This is a genomic window from Rhizobium pisi (genome assembly GCF_003938655.1).
In the GTDB taxonomy this organism is placed as follows: domain Bacteria; phylum Pseudomonadota; class Alphaproteobacteria; order Rhizobiales; family Rhizobiaceae; genus Rhizobium; species Rhizobium pisi.
In genome coordinates this window covers 181,461-200,162 of sequence record NZ_RJJT01000013.1, presented here as the reverse complement: position 1 = coordinate 200,162, position 18,702 = coordinate 181,461, and the positions used below count along the sequence as shown (strand labels likewise).

16 protein-coding genes are annotated in these 18,702 nt (G+C 61.0%); 10 read left to right on the top strand and 6 right to left on the bottom strand.

Features of this window, described 5'->3' with window-relative positions:
* Positions 1-312: 312 nt before the first annotated feature.
* Together EFD55_RS19985 and EFD55_RS19980 are read left to right on the top strand one after the other, a co-directional pair.
* Entirely contained in the window at positions 313-1,083 is a 771-nt protein-coding gene (locus tag EFD55_RS19985; protein ID WP_125846767.1) for an SDR family NAD(P)-dependent oxidoreductase, read from the top strand.
* A 548-nt stretch (positions 1,084-1,631) separates the two neighbouring features.
* The gene (locus EFD55_RS19980; protein ID WP_125846766.1) at positions 1,632-2,414 is read left to right on the top strand and encodes a helix-turn-helix transcriptional regulator; all 783 of its coding nucleotides are present in this window, start codon (positions 1,632-1,634) and stop codon (positions 2,412-2,414) included.
* Between the two features lie 15 nt (positions 2,415-2,429).
* Here the strand turns inward: EFD55_RS19980 and EFD55_RS19975 are convergent, their stop codons facing one another.
* On the bottom strand, positions 2,430-2,753 hold the full coding sequence (locus EFD55_RS19975) for a hypothetical protein (protein ID WP_125846765.1): 324 nt from the start codon (positions 2,751-2,753) through the stop codon (positions 2,430-2,432).
* A 385-nt stretch (positions 2,754-3,138) separates the two neighbouring features.
* On the opposite strand from EFD55_RS19975, the gene EFD55_RS19970 reads away from it, so the two are divergent.
* From EFD55_RS19970 to EFD55_RS19950, 5 genes are read left to right on the top strand one after another with little or no spacing between them, the layout of a single operon-like run.
* Positions 3,139-4,161, top strand: coding sequence for a UDP-glucuronic acid decarboxylase family protein (locus EFD55_RS19970; RefSeq protein WP_125846764.1), 1,023 nt, complete (start codon positions 3,139-3,141; stop codon positions 4,159-4,161).
* Position 4,162: 1 nt separating this feature from the next.
* Positions 4,163-5,146, top strand: coding sequence for a UDP-glucose 4-epimerase GalE (gene galE, locus EFD55_RS19965; RefSeq protein WP_125846763.1), 984 nt, complete (start codon positions 4,163-4,165; stop codon positions 5,144-5,146).
* On the top strand, positions 5,143-7,008 hold the full coding sequence (locus tag EFD55_RS19960; RefSeq protein ID WP_125846762.1) for a glycosyltransferase family 2 protein: 1,866 nt from the start codon (positions 5,143-5,145) through the stop codon (positions 7,006-7,008). Before galE ends, EFD55_RS19960 begins: the two co-directional genes overlap by 4 nt.
* A gap of 36 nt (positions 7,009-7,044) precedes the next feature.
* Positions 7,045-7,566 (top strand): DUF995 domain-containing protein, encoded by a 522-nt coding sequence (locus tag EFD55_RS19955; protein WP_125846761.1) that lies wholly within the window; start codon positions 7,045-7,047, stop codon positions 7,564-7,566.
* Between the two features lie 3 nt (positions 7,567-7,569).
* Positions 7,570-8,538, top strand: coding sequence for a glycoside hydrolase family 26 protein (locus EFD55_RS19950; protein ID WP_125846760.1), 969 nt, complete (start codon positions 7,570-7,572; stop codon positions 8,536-8,538).
* Positions 8,539-8,603: 65 nt separating this feature from the next.
* Here the strand turns inward: EFD55_RS19950 and EFD55_RS19945 are convergent, their stop codons facing one another.
* Positions 8,604-9,893: an ABC transporter substrate-binding protein gene (locus EFD55_RS19945; RefSeq protein ID WP_125846759.1), complete on the bottom strand. Its 1,290-nt coding sequence runs from the start codon at positions 9,891-9,893 to the stop codon at positions 8,604-8,606.
* Positions 9,894-10,040: 147 nt separating this feature from the next.
* Here EFD55_RS19945 and EFD55_RS19940 point away from each other — a divergent pair, with 147 nt between their 5' ends.
* Genes EFD55_RS19940 through EFD55_RS19930 form a run of 3 tightly spaced genes read left to right on the top strand, consistent with a single transcriptional unit; the run spans position 10,041 to position 13,940 of the window.
* Positions 10,041-11,087: a LacI family DNA-binding transcriptional regulator gene (locus EFD55_RS19940; protein ID WP_125846758.1), complete on the top strand. Its 1,047-nt coding sequence runs from the start codon at positions 10,041-10,043 to the stop codon at positions 11,085-11,087.
* Positions 11,077-12,933, top strand: a complete 1,857-nt coding sequence (locus EFD55_RS19935; protein WP_125846757.1) for a DUF2264 domain-containing protein — start codon at positions 11,077-11,079, stop codon at positions 12,931-12,933. Before EFD55_RS19940 ends, EFD55_RS19935 begins: the two co-directional genes overlap by 11 nt.
* Positions 12,930-13,940 (top strand): hydroxyacid dehydrogenase, encoded by a 1,011-nt coding sequence (locus EFD55_RS19930; protein WP_125846756.1) that lies wholly within the window; start codon positions 12,930-12,932, stop codon positions 13,938-13,940. The genes EFD55_RS19935 and EFD55_RS19930 overlap by 4 nt, the downstream gene beginning before the upstream one ends.
* Positions 13,941-13,959: 19 nt before the next feature.
* Here EFD55_RS19930 and EFD55_RS19925 read toward each other — a convergent pair whose 3' ends face one another.
* From EFD55_RS19925 to EFD55_RS19910, 4 genes are read right to left on the bottom strand one after another with little or no spacing between them, the layout of a single operon-like run.
* The gene (locus EFD55_RS19925) at positions 13,960-15,237 is read right to left on the bottom strand and encodes a Gfo/Idh/MocA family protein (RefSeq protein ID WP_125846755.1); all 1,278 of its coding nucleotides are present in this window, start codon (positions 15,235-15,237) and stop codon (positions 13,960-13,962) included.
* Positions 15,238-15,278: 41 nt separating this feature from the next.
* Positions 15,279-16,109 carry a sugar phosphate isomerase/epimerase family protein gene (locus EFD55_RS19920; protein ID WP_125846754.1) on the bottom strand — a complete coding sequence of 277 codons (831 nt, stop codon included), beginning with the start codon at positions 16,107-16,109 and terminating at the stop codon, positions 15,279-15,281.
* A gap of 29 nt (positions 16,110-16,138) precedes the next feature.
* Positions 16,139-17,302: a dihydrodipicolinate synthase family protein gene (locus tag EFD55_RS19915; protein WP_125846753.1), complete on the bottom strand. Its 1,164-nt coding sequence runs from the start codon at positions 17,300-17,302 to the stop codon at positions 16,139-16,141.
* A gap of 3 nt (positions 17,303-17,305) precedes the next feature.
* Positions 17,306-18,454 (bottom strand): Gfo/Idh/MocA family protein, encoded by a 1,149-nt coding sequence (locus EFD55_RS19910; protein ID WP_125846752.1) that lies wholly within the window; start codon positions 18,452-18,454, stop codon positions 17,306-17,308.
* Positions 18,455-18,702: the final 248 nt, after the last annotated feature.

Sequence of the window (18,702 nt, the reverse complement as noted above, 5' to 3'; positions counted from 1 at the left end):
CGACATCGTCGACCTGCTGCCGTTCAACTTCGCCAGAACCGAAGCCGCCTGACACAATACGATTCCAAACGTTGATCCGATGCCAATCAACGGGTTGGCGTCAACGTGCAGCGAAAATCGCGCTTACCGCGTAAGCGTCGAGGAGCTTTTCTTTTTTGGCCTCCGTTCTCAAGTTTGCCGGCACGCAGCCGCCCCAGATAATCGTGGCGCTGCAACGCCTCGAACCGCTCCTCCAGGATCGTCGCAGCTTCCCATCTGGCATCCGCACGCCGACGCTGCCATAAATGAGCTTCATCGAGGGAGGCACGAATGATGCAGAAGAATGCGCCTGACTTCAGCCTTGAGGGCAAGGTGACTTTGGTGACGGGAGCAAGCCGTGGTATCGGTCGAGCTTGCGCACTTGCCTGTGCCGCAGCTGGCTCCGATATAGTTTTGGGCGTCCGCGATGTCGCGGCGTCGGCGGGCCTGGTTGCCGAACTCGAGGGCACGGGACGAAAAATTCTCCCGGTTGAACTGGACCTTCCCAACAAGGCCCATATCGCCCAAGCCGTCGACGCGGCTCTCACTGCGTTCGGACGGATAGACATCCTCGTCAACAATGTCGGCGTGGCGCCGGGCAATCTCGCGGAGCTTGTTGATGAGAAGGACCTTGACGAGACACTTGATGTCAACATCAAAGGCACCTTTCTGCTGACGCAGGCAGTAGGCCGTCACATGATCGCGCGCAACGGGGGCCGGATCATCAACATCAGCTCACAGGCCGGCACCGTGGCACTGCGCGGCGAGGCAATCTATTGCATGAGCAAGGCGGCAATCAATCATCTCACGCGCTGCCTGGCAGCCGAATGGGCACGCTATGATATCACCGTAAATACCGTATCGCCGACATTCATCCACACGGATGGTACAGCGTCATTTCTGTCCGATGCCGACAATCGCAACGCGACAATCGGTCACATCCCACTTGGCCGGATCGGCGAAACCGATGATGTGGTGGGTGCGGTTGTCTTCCTTGCATCGCCGGCTGCGAGCCTAATTACCGGCGCAAACCTGCTGGTGGACGGTGGATGGTCCGTCGCCTGAGGCCGAGGCGCATCTGTAGCGTAGTCTGAGAGAGACGAGAACGACAGTCTCTCCGGATAAGGATCGCTAATGCGGACTCGACCGATATCAATTCGGGCTAAGGCAGGTCCGCAACTGCGGAATAATCCTGCCGGCAAGGACACTTCAGCGGCAGGCGACACGCGCGAGCGATGTGGTATATCGCAGTCATTTCCCGGTCGGGGAACTATCTCGAATGCTTTTCTGTCTAATATCCAAGTATCGTCGCGCATGACGGATTCATGATAAAATGTACTGAAATATTACATTTCTTGAATTGCCTATAACGGAAGAAGGAGTAACGTTAAAGTATTCATTCCAGTAAAAATGCAACCAAAATGTGGTAAATCTTGGTTTTCACTCCTTAAAACTAATTACTTTGGGCCATTTCCTTCCTTCTCAATCCGTATTAACATAATTAAGAAATGTCTAAAAAATAAAGCGGTGACACCAGGGGCCGGCATTTCACAATATCCAGTACCCGCCATCGCGAAACGTCTGAGTAAAGTGTAACGCTAGGGGAGGCGTATATGTTCATGACAGGCTCAGGAATGGAGAATGCGGACCAAGGACGGAAGTTGGGAGTGTCCGCAGATACTATAATGGTCGTAGCCAGGGCGGATTTGTTTTCAGAATGCATGGTGGAAGCACTTGCAAAGAAATTTCCGAACTGTGAAGTATCTAGTATAACGAGTACAAAACCGATGCTGGAAAAGGATACCAGCGATACGAAGCTCGTTTTATTTTATCATATACCCGGTCCGGAGCTCCATGAGGCGCTGCAGGCCCTCCGTGAAAATCATCCCGAAACCTCGATCGGACTTGTCGTCGAAGCAATCGATATGCTCGAACCCTATGTCCGCCGGCTGGTGGAGGCAAGAATCATCGACGGTGTCCTGCCGCTCAACCTTAGGCTCGATGTCTTCATGGCGGCGGTGGATCTGCTGATGAAGGGCGGCGAGCATTTCCCTTCCGCGCTCCTCAATCGCCTCGCCAACAAGAACGACCAGTTGGAGCCTTCGCTCTATCAGACGAAATCGGTCGATGCGGCACGCAACAATGCGCTCAAGCTGAGACGCGACAGCATCTCCTCATTGACGACCCGGGAAGTTCAGATCCTGGATCTCATCTGCAAGGGAACGCAGAACAAGATCATCGCCGACAAGCTGCACCTTTCCGAAAACACCGTAAAGGTTCACGTCCGCAACATCTATAAGAAGATGAATGTGCGCAACCGCACGGAAGCCGCGTCCCGTTTCTTCAATGAACACCCTGTCGGCGAAGACGACACGTCCGGCCGCTGGCGCAATTGATTTGACGCGGCTGCTTCAGATCGAGGGACGCGCAAAGCAGTGCGATTTCTGTCCGAAGCCGCTTGGGGAGCAGATATAAGGCGCCGAGCCGTGATAGGCGACGGCGCGGACCGGTGCGGCGGCCGGGCGTTCGGTCGAACTGGCCGGATAGGCGTAGGCCTTCGAGACGCGCGGCGCCTCGACCACGACGACGTTCTTCTTCGCGACGGCAGCGATGTCGTTGCTGGCGATCGTGCAGGCCGTCTGTCCGATCGCAAGAAGCGTCGTTCCCCAGACAAACAGAACGGAACGGACCGGACGCCAGCCTTTGAGCTGCGCTGCATCTTGTTTTTTCCACATAGCCAAACCCCATCGCATATGGCGCTTTCGGATGCAGGTCCGGCCGTACAATCGAGCATGACCAGCCTCTCCCGTTCCCTCGTATATTAGCTTCATTGAGCGAAGCTTGAGCAGCAAAGGCGGGCATTTTGGCGGCAGAGTGTTAGAAATAATTAATCATTTGTTAAAGTGAAGTATAGTTGCGTAATTATTTTGGATATCTGGAATTTTTAAAGTTGACGTTAGCGCTAATAGTCTTATCATTTTAATAGTAATCCGCTTATCGAAGAATAATTCCAAAAGTTGTTTGTGGATATATGCTTTGATCTGTGAATATCCGGTGGGATAACCAAGGAATAAGTTGCGTACCAAACAAAAAGACTAAACACATGGGAGGAAGTTTGTAATGCGTAGTTTCGTTCCCAACGAAGGATATTCTGAAGTGGCAGGCATACCGGCGCTCCAGGGGCGGGGCGCCGCTCTTGTAAATGGCGGGGCCGGGTTCCTTGGCTCGCATCTCTGTGAAAGGCTTCTGGAACGCGGCCACCACGTCATATGCCTCGATAATTTTTCCACCGGCCGTCGTTCGAATGTCCAGCATCTTCTATCGAACGCCCGTTTCCATGTCATCGATCACGATGTTCGTCAGCCTTTCGATATCGAAGCGTCGCTTATCTTCAATTTCGCCTCTCCCGCCTCTCCGCCCGATTATCAGCGAGATCCTGTCGGCACGCTGCTCACCAATGTGCTCGGCGCGGTCAACACTCTCGATTGCGCGAGAAAGACCGGTGCGACCGTGGTTCAGTCGTCAACATCGGAAGTCTATGGTGATCCGAACCAGAATCCGCAGCACGAATCCTATTGCGGCAATGTCAACCAGATCGGGCCGCGCGGCTGCTACGACGAAGGCAAGCGCAGCGCCGAAACCCTGTTCTTCGATTACCACAGAACCTACGGCGTCGATATCAAGGTCGGCCGCATCTTCAATACCTATGGGCCGCGCATGCGCCAGGACGACGGTCGGGTGGTCTCCAATTTCATCGTGCAGGCGCTGCGCAACGATGACCTGACGATCTACGGCGATGGTGAGCAGACCCGCTCTTTCTGCTATGTCGACGACCTCGTCGAGGGTTTCCTGCGATTTTCGGCCGCCGGCAGCGCCTGCATCGGCCCGATTAACCTCGGCAACCCCGCCGAGATCACCGTTCGCCGCCTGGCGGAAATCGTTCTGGAGCTGACGAATTCGCACTCGCGGATCGTCCACCTGCCCAGGGTCACCGATGACCCCCGCCAGCGACGCCCGGATATTTCCCGCGCCATGGCCGATCTGGGCTGGCTGCCTCTGGTCGGGCTCGAAACCGGCCTGGCACGCACCGTCGATTATTTCGACGCGCTGCTTTCCAGCGAGAAGAAGGTGGAGGTCGTATGAGATGCCCCGCTACATTCTCGTCACCGGCGGCGCCGGTTTCATAGGCAGTCATATCTGCAAAGCTCTGTCGCGCGCCGGCATGATCCCGGTTACCTACGACAATCTCTCTACCGGACATGCGGACAGCGTCCGCTGGGGCCCGCTCGTTCGGGCCGAACTCGGCGATGCCGTCGCGCTGCGCCGAACACTCGCGGAATTTTCTCCCGAATGCGTGATCCATTGCGGCGCCAATGCCTATGTCGGCGAATCCGTTGAAATGCCCAGGAAATACTACCGGAACAACGTCGTCGGCAGCCTCATTCTGCTGGAAGCCTGCCTCGACCAAGATATCGACCGGATCGTCTTTTCGAGCAGCTGTGCCACCTATGGCATTCCTGACTCGCTGCCGATACGGGAGGAAAGCCTGCAGCAGCCCGTCAATCCCTATGGCCGCACCAAGCTGATCTTCGAAATGGCGCTCGAAGATTTTGCCGCCGCCTATGGCATCCGCTTCGCCGCGCTGCGTTATTTCAACGCGGCCGGAGCCGATCCGGAGGGCGAGCTTGCCGAGCGTCATCAACCCGAGACGCATCTCATTCCGCGCGCCCTTCTCGCTGCCGCCGGCAGACTGGACCGGCTCGATGTCTTCGGCACCGACTATGCGACGGAGGACGGAACCTGCGTTCGCGATTATGTTCATGTCAGTGATCTCGCGCAGGCGCATCTTGCCGCCGTCAATCATCTGATCGCGGGCGGGGAATCGCTCAGCGTCAATCTCGGCTCCGGCCGGGGCACCTCTGTGCGTGAGATTCTCGAAGCGATCTACCGCACGACCGGCCGCGAAGTTCCCGTCCGTTATCGCTCGCGTCGCGCCGGCGACCCGCCGATCCTCTTTGCCAATACGGCAAGGGCGCAGGCGGAGCTCGGTTTCGCACCCGCTCTCTCGGATATCGATACGATCATCCGCACCGCCGGTCCCACCTTCGGGCTGGAGGTAAGGGCATGAGCGAGACTTCGCAGATCGGCTGCGGCGTCAGGACGGCGAAAGCCGCCGCCGTGGACACCTTCGATCCTGTCTTCACCGGCTGGAAGCGTGCCGTCTATGGTCTCGGCATCTTCTGCTGGCTGGCCGCACTCGGCTATTTCTGGATCTGGTGGTGCCAATCCGCCCATATCATTTCCTGGACAGCCTTCGTGCTGATCACCCTCGTCGTTGCCTGGATCACGCTCGTACCAGCCTATTTCATCCTGATCTTCCTCGACGCGAGGACGGTCAGTCCCGCGGCACGCCTGCCGGAGGGTCGGGTGGCGATGGTCGTCACCAAGGCGCCGTCCGAGCCTTTCGCCGTCGTCCGCGCCACGCTTCAGGCGATGCTCGACCAGATCGGCGTCGATTTCGATGTCTGGCTGGCCGACGAGGATCCGTCGGAAGAAACAAGGCGCTGGTGCGCGGAGCACGGCGTGCTGATCTCCACCCGAAAGGGCGTGGCCGAGTATCATCGCACCGCCTGGCCGCGCCGGACGCGCTGCAAGGAGGGCAACCTCGCCTATTTCTACGACCATTTCGGCTATGCGCGCTACGATTTCGTCGCCCAGTTCGATGCCGATCATGTTCCAACGCCGACCTATCTCCGCGAAGTGCTGCGGCCCTTCACCGATCCTGAGATCGGCTATGTCTCAGCTCCCAGCATCTGCGACGCCAATGCCGGGGCAAGCTGGGCGGCGCGCGGCAGGCTCTATGCGGAGGCAAGCCTGCACGGTTCGCTACAGACGGGCTACAACAACGGCTGGGCGCCGCTTTGCATCGGCTCGCATTATGCGGTTCGCACATCAGCCCTTCGTCAGATCGGTGGCCTCGGCCCCGAGCTTGCCGAAGACCATTCGACAACGCTGATGATGAATGCCGGCGGCTGGCGTGGCGTGCACGCCATCGATGCGATTGCCCATGGCGACGGGCCTGCGAACTTCGCCGATCTCGTTGTCCAGGAATTCCAATGGTCGCGCAGCCTCGTCACGATCCTGCTGCAATATTCCAGCCGTTACCTCACGCGTCTGCCCTGGCGGCTGAGATTTCAGTTCGTATTCTCGCAGCTCTGGTATCCGCTCTTTTCAGCGTTCATGGCCGTGATGTTCCTGCTGCCGGTGGCAGCCCTGCTGACGGGCCATGTTTTCGTCGATGTCACCTATCCGGATTTCCTGCTGCATTTCACGCCGATATCGATCGTGCTGACGCTGTTTGCCTTCTTCTGGCGGGCGACGGGCACCTTCAGGCCGTACAACGCGAAACTGTTCGGTTGGGAGGGGCTGGCCTTCATCTTCGTGCGCTGGCCGTGGTCGCTCGCCGGCAGCCTTGCCGCCGTACGCGATCATATCTGCGGCTCCTTCGTCGACTTTCGCATCACGCCGAAGGGGCGGCAGGAACAGCGGTCTTTGCCGCTGCGGGTCATCGCGCCCTATATCGGGCTCGCCGGGCTTTGCACCGTCGCCGTGGCGCTCGCCAGCGAGGCCGCCGCCGCCCAGGGCTTTTATATCTTCGCCGCGATGAATCTTGCGATCTATCTGTCGCTGACGGTGCTGATCGTCCTTCGCCATGCCATCGAAAACGATCTGCCGCTGCTGCCGCAGTCGCGCGGGCTTTGGCTTGCGACGGCCACCGGACTTGCGATCTGCATGGCCGGCGGCATGCAGGCGGGCAGCCACGGCTTGCGCAGTCTCGAGGCCCTTTCTCATGGCCAGACGCTCGTCAGTTTCAGCCAATCGCAATTTACCGTGGCCGGTGCTGGCCTCGGCGGCAAGACCAGGATCGCGAAATTCCGCCTGAAATGGAACGGCTTCGGAAGCACGGGACGGGATGAACAAGGTGTCTGAGCCGGCGGAACCGGCGGTGCAGGGTAGGAGGATGGAATGAGTATCGGATCGAGATTATATGGAGCGGCCCTCGTCCTCAGCCTGTGCTTGCCTGTGGCGGCACACGGCGCCGAGGCGGCGGGGAAGAAGGCGCCGACGCCACTCAGCGCCTATGAGCTCTATCGGATCTACGGCGACAGGACCTGGACCTGGGGCACCGGCGGCGGCCATTTCTTCGATGACGGCCGGCGGTTCGTCGCCTGGACCAACGACAAGGGCAAGCAGTCTTTCGCCGAAGGCAGATGGGTGGTCGACGATTTCGGCCAGCTCTGCATGCGCGCCACCTGGATGAATGCCGAGGGGGCTGGCCGCGCCAGCACCTGCTTCGGCCACCAGAAGATCGGCAAGGTCATCTACCAGCGGCGCCAACCGGACGGCAATTGGTATGTGTTCCGCCATGCAACGGCGCGGGATGATGACGAATTCCGCAAGCTCATTCCTGTGGATACCGTGAGCGCGAAGGCGCGCGAACTGAAGCAGGTCCTGCTGAGCCAGGAAGTCACCCGAAAAGGAGGGTGAGCCATGAAGAAGCTGATGAAGAAAAACCTCTCGACCGTCGCGATCGCGCTGCTGTTGTTGTCGGCCGCCGATCTGCCGGGCCAAAGCGAAGTGCAATATGCCGGCATGGTCCCAAACCCGGCGGCGAGTGTCAGGACGATCATCGATAAACGCCCCGTCCTTCATGCCGACGGTATCAAGTTCGGCGCCTACGATCCGAACGGCGATTTCGGCGCGCAGGCGAATGTCGCGACCGAGGCCCTGTTCCTGCCCTGGGAAGACGTCGACCTGGAAACGCTGCGGGCCGCCGATGCCTACGCGCAGGCGAGAGGCCGCAACCTGCTGATCACGGTGGAGCCCTGGTCCTGGGACGTCGACTGGCGGCTGACCTCCGATCAGCTTCGTCGAAAGGTCCTGCGCGGCGACTATGATGTCAACATGCGTGCGATCGCCCAGATGATATCCCAGCTGAAAAGCCCGGTGATCGTCCGCTGGGGACAGGAGATGGAGGACAAATCCGGACGGTTCTCATGGTCCGGCTGGAACCCGCAGGACTATATTACGGCCTACCAGCGGATGATGGACATCGTCCGCGAGGAGGCGCCGGGCACGGAGCTCATGTGGTCGCCGAAGGGAGAGCCGGGTCTCGACGCCTACTACCCCGGCGACAAATATGTCGACGTCGTCGGGCTCTCGGTCTTCGGCCTGCAGCGCTACGACGAGCTTGCCTACGACAAGCAACGGACATTCTCCGAGGCGCTCAAGCAGGGCTATGATCTCGTCGCCGGCTACGGAAAGCCCGTCTGGGTGGCGGAACTCGGCTATCAAGGCGGCGACGCCTACATGAAGCCCTGGATCGAAACCGCCACGCTGAAGCAGAGCGCTTTTCCGAACTTGCAGGAGGTCGTCTATTTCAACGACCGGGATGTGAATGCGTGGCCGTTCAATCTCGGCCGGCCGGACTGGCGCGTGGTCGAAAGCCCGGCCAACTGACGTCCTTGAAAAATGGAGAGGCCCGCCGGGGTTTGCGGGCCTCTCCTCTCATGCCAGGCAGCCGATCATCCCTTGATCGTTGCCTTGCCTTCTTCGATGAGCCGGGTCGCCGCATCGGCGGGCGAGATCCGTTCGAAGGCAATTTCGTCGCAGAGCGGGCGCAACACGCGCTGGTCGAACTGCGTCGATCCCATCGGCGCCGGCGCCGGATACTCGCCGACCTGATCCTTGAGAAGATTGACGTATTTGACCGTCTCCTGCTCCGTCGGATTCAGCTGGGGCAGGATGGCTTCGCGCACCGTCGGGGACATGGGCACGCCGCGCTCGACGCCGAGGATCTTGCCGGCTTCGACGTCGTTGACGAAGAAGTCGATGAATTTCGCGGCGGCTTCGCCATTCTTCGTCGTGGCGCCGATGCTCCATATCAGCGCGGGACGATAATAATGGCCGGACGGTCCGCCCTTCTTCTCGCGCGGCAGCGTGGTGATGCCGATCTTGTTCTTGATGATCAGCTGATAGCCGATCATCTGGTTGGAATAAGCCATGCCGATCGCCGACTTGCCGAGCGCCAGGCAATTGGTGTCGATCGTATTCTGGTCGAGTGTCTGCACGTCGGCGGCGACCGTGCCGCCCTTTTTGCGCAGGTCTTCCCAGTAGCTGAACCATTCCTTGGCATCGTCGGCGGCAAAGCCGAGGGTGCCGTCTTTGTAGAGGCTCTTGCCGCGCTGGCGCAGCCAGGCGTCGAAGACGTAGGCATAGCGCGCGGCATAGGGCCCGCCGGCAAAACCTTGCTTGCCGCCAGCCTTCGTCAGCTCGACGGCAAGCTTGGCATATTCGTCCCAGGTGAGGTCGGGTGTCGGCAGCGGCAGCCCGGCTTTTTCGAAGAAGACGGTGTCGAAGAACATCGCGAATGAATTAAGGCCGAGCCCGATGCCGTAGAGCTTGCCGTCGACGGTGGTGAGCTTCAGCATGTCGGCGCCGAAGGACTGGACCTTCAGCGTCGCGGGCACGAATTCGTCGAGCGCCAGGCAGGCGCCGCGTTTCGAATAGTCCGAGATCGTGCTCGGCTCCAGCTGGAAGACGTCAGCGATGGCGCGGCCGGCCATCTGGGTCGCGAGCTTCGTCCAGTAGCCGTCGCCGGAAAGCGATTCGCCGACCACGGTCACGCCGGGTGTTTTGGCCTGGTAGAGCTTGGCGACATCGAGCGTGCGTTTGGCGCGGTCGTTGGACCCCCACCACATGGCCCTGAGCTGCGTGTCTTCCGCAAAGGCCGGAATGGCGCTCCCCGCGCCGAAGGCGAGGCCGGCGGCGACGCCGGCAGAACCGGTCAGGAATGAACGGCGATTGACCTGCATGATATCCTCCTTGTTCCCAATATGCCCTCTGCCATCCTCCAACGGCGTGCCGGGGCATTTCGACGGACAGATTACGCAAAAAAATTTTCTTTGCAAGAATTAATGAATGTCTTGCAAATTTGCATTATTTGCATAGTGTTTGCCCCCATGAACGATCCGAAAACCAGACGGCCTCGACAGGCCGACATAGCCACTCTGGCCGGCGTCTCCGTCTCCACGGTGTCGCGCGTGCTCGCCAACGAACCCGGCATCAGCGAGACCGTCCGCCGCCAGATATTGAAGGTGGCGGCCGAACATGGCTACCCCGTCAAGCCTGCCATCGAGACCGTTGCCGGCGGGCTGGCGCTGATTGCGAGCGACGGCGTCACGGGCGGGCTCAGCATTTTCTATGAAGCGATCGTCGACGGCTTGCGCGCCGGAGCCGCCGATGCCGGCATGCCCTTCGATATCCGGCTGGTCCGCGAGGATCGCACCACGCCGGATGCGGTGCGCGACTATATGAAGGCCGCCGGCGCCGAAGGCCTCTTTCTCGTCGGCATCGATCCGAACGAGACGCTGCGCGACTGGCTGCAAGCCAGCATGACGCCGACCGTTCTCGTCAACGGCACCGATCCCAGGATGCAGTTCGACGGCGTTTCGCCAGCCAATTTCTTCGGTGCCTATGAAGCGACCCACCGCCTTCTGAAAGCCGGCCATCGTCGCATCCTGCATCTGACAGGATCGCATCGGCACACGATCCGGGAGCGTATCCGCGGTTTCGAGGCGGCGATCGCCGCCGTCCCCGGCGCCGAGGGCCGTCTCCTGCCCATGACCTTCCAGAGTAGCGCCAGCCGCGAGGCACATGAGCTGACGCTCGCAGCACTTGCCGAGAATGCCGGCTTCACCGCTGCCTTCTGCATGAACGATTTCATCGCGGTCGGCGTGCTCGAAGCGGTCAACGAGGCCGGCCTGCGCGTGCCGGAGGATTTCGCGATCGTCGGCTTTGACGATCTGCCCTGCGCACTGATGACCAATCCGCGGCTTTCCACCATGCGCGTCGACCGCGCCGCCCTCGGGCGCGAGGCCGTGTCGCTGATGTTGTCGCGTTTCCGCGACAGGACAGCCCCTGCGCGCCACAACTGCCAGGCGGTCGTTCCCGTTCCGGGAGGAACCGTTCCGAATGCCGAACCCGTGAGAGGTGCCGATGACCTATGATCCCGCCAGCGCCAACCCGCTTGCCGGCAATCCGCTGGAAACCCGCGCGGATATGAGCCGGGCCCTGCTCGCCCTTTTCGACCCGCTGCTTGGCTGTTTTTCGAAAGGCAATGCCCGCGTCAGGCTCAATGGTGCCGCCGCCCATTTCGACAGGGCGGCGGCCGATCTCGAAGGCTTCGCTCGCCCACTCTGGGGTCTTGCGCCGCTCGGCGCCGGTAAGGGAGACTTCGCCCATTGGCATCGCTTTGCCGAAGGTCTCGCAAACGGTACCGATCCCGCCCATCCGGAATATTGGGGCACGGTCAATGGCCGCGATCAGCGCATGGTCGAGCTTGCTGCCTTGGGCTTTGCCCTGGCGCTGGTGCCGGAAAAGATCTGGGAGCCGCTCGATGCGCGCGCCCGCGGCAATGTCATCGCCTATCTCAAGCATGCCAGACAATTCGATTATGCTGACAACAACTGGAAATTCTTCCGCATCTTCGTCGATATCGCGCTCGATCGCCTCGGCGTCGATTTCGACCGCAGCCTGACGCGGCAATATCTGGAGGAGCTCGAAGGCTTCTATATCGGCGAAGGCTGGTATCGCGACGGAAATGTGCGGCGCATCGACCACTACATTCCCTTCGCCATGCATTTTTATGGCCTGATCTATTCGAAGCTTGTCGACGACGATTATGCAAAACGCTACCGCGAGCGCGCGGTCCTCTTCGCCCGGGACTTCCGGCACTGGTTTGCCGCCGATGGGGCGACGATCCCCTTCGGCCGTAGCCTGACCTATCGCTTTGCCTGCGCCGGCTTCTGGTCGGCGCTCGCCTTTGCCGATGTCGAGGCTTTGCCCTGGGGCGAGGTCAAGCATCTCTGCCTGCAGCATCTGCGCTGGTGGAGGGATAAGCCGATCGCCGATCGCGACGGTGTGCTGTCGATCGGATTCGGCTATCCGAACCTGCTGATGTCGGAAAGCTACAATTCCGCCGGTTCGCCCTACTGGGCTCTCAAAGTTTTCCTGCCGCTCGCGATCGCAGAGGATCATCCTTTCTGGACCGCCGACGAGAAGCCGCCGGCGCCGGCCCCCGAGGTGGTTCCCCAGCGCCATCCCGGCATGGTGCTCATGCAGGCGGGCGGGGATGTCGTGGCGCTGTCTTCCGGGCAGGAAAATCTGCAGATGCGTTTCGGCACGGAAAAATATGCGAAATTCGCCTATTCGACCCGCTACGGCTTCAGTGTCGAGTCCGATGAGCGCGCCTTTGCGCTTGCGGCCTTCGATTCGATGTTGGCCTTCAGCGATGACGGCCTGCATTATCGGGTGCGCGAGACGAATGAGGAAGCGCGGCTCGCAGGCGACGTGCTTTATGCGAAATGGTCGCCTTTCCCCGATGTCGGCGTCGAAACCTGGCTCGTGCCGCAAGCGCCCTGGCATATCCGCCTCCACCGGATCAGGGCCGGCCGGCCGCTGCGCATTGCCGAAGGCGGATTTGCCATCGGCCGCCGGGATTTCGAGCTGGACAGGCTGTCGGCTTCGGAGGGGGCTGCCTATGCGATCGGCGAAGCCGATTTCACCGGCATTGTCGATCTCGGCTCCTCGGTCAAGCGCACCGGGCTTGCCCAGAAGGCGCAGCCCAACACCAATGTCATCGTTGCAAAGACCATCGTGCCGCAATTGCGCGGTCAGATTCCGGCCGGCGAGACCATCCTGGTGACGGCAGTGCTGGCGCTCGACGATCCCGCTGCCGTCTCGTCCGCCTGGACGAAACCGCCGAAAGCGCCGGATCTTGCGGCGCTGGAGGCCCTGGTCAGGGAAAAGGGCGTGACCGTCAGCGCCATCGAAGCGCCGGGACAGATGCCATGAGCCGTCCGGCCATCGTCCTTGCCATGCAACCATCGCGCACAGAGCATGTCCTGCCGGATGAGATCCTGCGCCGGCTCAACACGGTCGGCCGCCTGCTCGACGCCGAGCCGCTGCAGCGCCTGGACGACGCCCGCGCAAGGCGCCTGCTTGCCGAAGCCGAAATTCTGATTACCGGCTGGGGCGCGCCTTATATCGGCCCGGAGATTCCCGCCGCGGCACCGCAGCTTCGTCTCATCGTCCATGCGGCAGGCACGGTAAAGGGCGTCATCGACGACGCCGTCTTCGCAGCCGGCATAACGGTCAGCCATGCGGCCGAGGCCAATGCGGTGCCGGTCGCCGAATTCACGCTTGCCGCGATCATCTTCGCCGGCAAGCGCACCTTCCGGTTCCGGGATCTCTACGTCGCCGACCGCAACCGCGACCGGACCCATCCGATGCAGCGCGAAGCGATCGGAAATTATGGCCGCACCGTTGGCATCATCGGCGCCTCGCGCATCGGACGGCGCGTGATCGAACTCTTGAAGCCCTTCGACTACCGGCTGCTGCTCTCAGATCCCACGCTCGATGCCGCGGAAGCGGCCGGCCTCGGAACCGAAAAGGTCGATCTCGATGATTTGATGCGGCAGGCGGACATCGTTTCCCTGCACGCGCCCTCGCTGCCGTCGACGCAGCATATGATCGATGCGCGCAGGCTTTCGCTGATGAAGGACGGCGCGACGCTGATCAACACGGCGCGCGGCATTCTCATCGATGAAGACGCCCTGCTCTCGGTATTGAAGACCGGCCGTATCGACGCGGTCATCGACGTCACCGATCCGGAGATCCCGGAGGCGGATTCGGCCTTCTACGATCTGCCGAACGTCTTTCTGACGCCGCATATTGCCGGCGCCATCGGGTTGGAGCGGGCCCGCCTCGGCAAGATGGCGGCAGATGAGATCGAGCGTTTTACAGCCGGCCGGCCGCTGCTCTACCAGATCCGCCGGGAGAATCTCGAAAACATCGCCTGACGCAGGCCGTATCGAGCGATCAGCGCGATGTTCTCAGCGAATTCGGCGAACCGTCATTGGCAAGCTCGGGCATGAGATCGGCGATATCGACCACCTTGCCGGTGCGCGAACTCGTCAGCGCGGCAATGCCACAGAGCACGGACATGGCGCCCGCCCTCGTGCCGGCACGCTGGCCAAGGCCGTCTTCCATGCCGGGCTTGAAGATCATGTTGCGCATCCGGTCGTCGCCGCCGTAGTGGCCGCCTGTGAAATGCGGGACGACGATCCGTTCCACTCCTTCCTTGCCGTTCGGAAAATTGCGGATGAGCAGGATCGTATCCTCCTTCGGCTCTTCCCAAGGCTGGGCCTCGTATTGGCGAAGCTCGATGCGCCCCTTGGTGCCGTTGAAGGCAAGGTGATGGCCTTCGATCGGCTGGAAGGTATTCAGCGAATAGGAGACGTGAACGTTGTTGCGGTAGCGGAGCGAGACCACCATCGTATCGGGAATGTCGATATCCTCACGGAAGACGCAGCCGTCACGGAAGTAGCCGTCAATCTCAGAGGGATCCTCGTAAAGCTGATCGAGGAAGGGATCGGTCTCGAGATCGAGATAGTAGTCGCATTCATGCGTGTGCGGACAGAGCTTGCAGCGGGGCCCGCGGAACGGACCCTTGCGGCCGTAGTTTTGCAGGTCGGCGAAGGAGGTGACGGATTCGGGATCGCTGTCGAGATACCAGTTCAGAAGATCGAAGTGATGCGTCGCCTTGTGAACGAAGAGACTGCCCGAATTTTCCGTATAGGCATGCCAGCGGCGGAAATAGTCGGCGCCGTGCTTGGTGTTGAGATACCAATGGAAGTCGACCGAGGTTACCCGTCCGATCTCACCGGCATTCAGCAATTCTTTGATCTTGGCGGCGGTCGGCGCATAGCGATAGTTGAAGGAGACGTCGACCCGGCGGCCGGTGCGCTTTTCGGCGTCCAGAATCCGGCGAATTTTCTCGACCGACGTAGTCATCGGCTTTTCGGTGATGACATCGATGCCGGACTCCAGCGCCCGCACGATGATATCGTCATGCGTCTGGTCGGGCGTGCAGACAATGACCAGATCCGGCTTCTGCTCGGCGAGCATGGAATCGATGTTTTCATAGAGCGGAGCATTGCTGCCGATCATGTTGCGGGCGCGCTCGCCGCGCAGCGAATTCTTCTCGACGATAGCTGTGAGGTCGACATGTTCGCGCCAGCCGGCAAGCAGATCCTTGCCCCACATGGTAGTGCCGCGGTTCCCGGTGCCGATCAGGGCAAAACGGCGTTTCTCCATTGAATGATCCTCCTGCATGCGCGATGAAACGAATACTGAAATCAGGCCTGGCAACAGCTTCTGAACCGTTCGACGCAGGTGGCGATCACCTCGTCGGCCGGGCGTTTCCACCAGTTTTCGGCCGAAAAGATCTCCACCTCCTGCGCGCCGAAGAAGCCGGCGGCCTCGACCATCCGTCTTATGCCTTTGAGATCGATGACGCCATCGCCCATCATGCCGCGGTCGAGCAGCATGTCCTTGGTCGGCACCAGCCAGTCGCAGATGTGATGGGCGAAGATGCGGTTCATGCGTCCGGCGCGGGCAATCTGGTTGGCAAGGTCGGGATCCCACCAGACATGATAGACATCGATCGCAACGCCGACATCCTCGCCGAGCTGTTCGCACATGTCGAGCGCTTGGCCGAGCGTGTTCACACAGGCCCGGTCGGCCGCATACATTGGATGCAACGGTTCGATGGCGAGCTTCACGCCGGCAGCCCGCGCATGCGGCAGCACGGCGGCAATACCGTCGAACACCATTTTCCGGGCCGCAACGATATCCTTCGAACTATCAGGCAGGCCGCCGACGACGAGCACCAGGCAATCGGCGGAAAACGCGGCCGCCTCGTCGATTGCGCGTCTGTTGTCGTCGAGGTTCTTCTGCCAGTCGGCATCATTTGCCGCCGGAAAGAAACCGCCGCGGCAGAGACCGGTCAGCTTGATGCCGTTCGATTTGACGATGCGCACGGCTTCATCGAGACCGGCCCTGGCGACCTGGTCGCGCCAGGGCGCGATCGAAGTGATGCCGTGCTTCAGGCAGATATCGACGGCTTCGGCAAAGCCGCATTGCTCGCGGATCGTCGCGAGATTGATCGAAAGTCCCTCGACCTGCATGCCAGTTCCTCCCATTGCCGCGTCGGCGTTCAGTGGACGCCGTGGACGGCAAGCACCTGTTTCATGCGCGTCGCCGCGAGTTCCGGATCGGCGAGAACGCGGGCCTTGTCGGCCAGCCGGAAGAGTTCGGCCAGATGCGTCAGCGAGCGCGTGCTCTGCTGGCCGCCGATCATCGTGAAATGATCCTGCAGGCCGTTCAGATAGGCGAGGAAGACAACACCGGTCTTGTAGAAGCGCGTCGGCGCCTTGAAGATATGGCGAGACAGCGGAACGGTCGGCTCAAGCAGATCGAAGAACTCGCCGTTGCTCTTGCGGCCGAGCGCATCGAGCGCGGCGGAAGCTGCCGGCGCGATGGCGTCGAAGATGCCGAGCAACGCGTCGGAATGGCCCTGTTCGTCGCCGGCGATCAGTTCGGCGTAATTGAAGTCGTCGCCGGTATACATGCGTACGCCCTTCGGCAGCTGCCGGCGCATGGTCACTTCCTTCTCCTTGGAAAGAAGCGAAATCTTGATGCCGTCGACCTTTGCAGCATTGGCTTCGATCACCTCGAGGCAGGTTTCCATCGCCTTCAGGTGGTCGCCGTAGCCCCAGTATCCCTCGAGCGCCGGATCGAACATCTCGCCGAGCCAATGGATGATGACGGGTTCCTTTAGCTGGCGAAGGATCCGGTCGTAAACTCTGATATAGTCGTCCGGCCCCTTGGCCGCTGCGGCAAGCGCCCGGCTCGCCATCAGGATGATGCGCCCGCCGGCGGCCTCCACCGTTTCGATCTGTTCTTCATAGGCCTTGATGATCGTGTCGATGGTCACGTCGGGGCCGGGCGTCAGATGGTCGGTGCCGGCGCCGCAGGCAATCAGCGCATCCTTGCGGCCGGCCGCCTCGGCAAGCGCGCGGCGGATAAGATCGCGCGCATCAGACCAGCCGAGGCCCATGCCGCGCTGCGCCGTATCCATCGCTTCTGCAACGCCGAGGCCGAGATCCCAGAGCCGGTGACGGAAGGCGAGCGTGCGTTCCCAGTCGATCGCCGGCGTCAGCCATGGATCGTTGTCGGCAAGCGGATCGGCGACCACATGGGCGGCGGCAAAGGCGATACGCGGGAAGCTCCTGGCGTCGCGTTTTTTAAGCTCGATCGGCGTGCCGGTCAGCGTGTAGGGAACGATCCTGCCGTCGAGAGGGAGATTGATCGTCGTCACGGCTTAGAACTCCAGTGCGGGAACATCGAGCCAGCGACGCTCGGCCCAGGATTTCAGTCCGAGTTCTGCAAGCTGGACGCCCTTGGCACCGGCTTCCAGGCCATAGGGCCACGGCGCATCCTCGACGACATGACGGATGAACATCTCCCACTGCGCCTTGAAGCCGTTGTCGAAGGCCTGCGTATCCGGAACCTCGTCCCAGGTCTTGTAGAAGTCGATGGTCTGCGGCTGATCAGGGTTCCAGACCGGCTTCGGCGTGTTGACGCGGTGCTGGCTCCAGCATTTCGTCAGGCCGGCGACGGCAGAACCATGCGTGCCGTCGACCTGGAAGGTGACAAGGTCGTCGCGGCGCACGCGCACCGCCCAGGAGGAATTGATCTGGGCGATCGCGCCGCCTTCGAGCTCGAAGGTCGCATAGGCCGCATCGTCGGTGTCGCAATCATAGGACTTGCCCTGCTCGTCGATGCGCCGGCCAATATGGGTGGCGCCGAGGCAGGAAACGGCCTTGACCTCGCCGAACAGATTGTCGAGTACGTAGCGCCAGTGGCAGAGCATGTCGAGGATGATGCCGCCGCCATCGGCCTTGCGGTAGTTCCAGGAGGGGCGCTGGGCGGGCACGCCCCAATCGCCTTCGAAGACCCAGTAGCCGAATTCGCCGCGCACCGAGAGGATCTTGCCGAAGAAACCAGAATCTTTCAGCAGCGCCAGCTTGCGCAGGCCGGGCAGGAAGAGCTTGTCCTGCACGACTCCGTGCTTGAGGCCGGAACGCCGCGCCTTGCGGGCCAGATCGATCGCCACCTGCAGATCGTCGGAAATCGGCTTTTCGCAATAGACGTGCTTGCCGGCATCGAGCGCCTTGGACAGCAGCTCGGCGCGCATCAGCGTCGTGCCGGCGTCGAAGAAGATCGTGTCGTCGGGATTGGCGAGAGCGGCATCGAGATCGGTCGACCAGCGCTTTATGTTGTGCTTCTTCGCCAGCTCTTCCATCTTGGCGCCGTTGCGGCCGACGATGATCGGGTCGATCTCCAGTTTCTCGCCGGATTTCAGCGTGATGCCGCCCTGGTCGCGGAAGGCCAGAATCGAGCGCACCAAGTGCTGGTTGTAACCCATGCGGCCGGTGACGCCGTGCAAGATGATCCCCAAGCGTGCCATTTTTTCCTCCCTGCGATCCTTTGCGGCGGGAGCGGGCGTCGTGGCCCGGCCCTCCCAAGCCGGTAACTAAACAGTTACTTGATGACAGAAGAGCAGCGAGCCTGTCAAGAGTCAAATCCTGCTTTCGGGAGCAGAGCCTTTTCGGGTTAGATTGCAGCATTCTGCCGGAGCAGATTTTCGTCTGGGCAGAGGCGATTGGCGAAGGGCATACCCCTTGGTACGTCCGAGCCGATCGCCCCTGCCCTGAT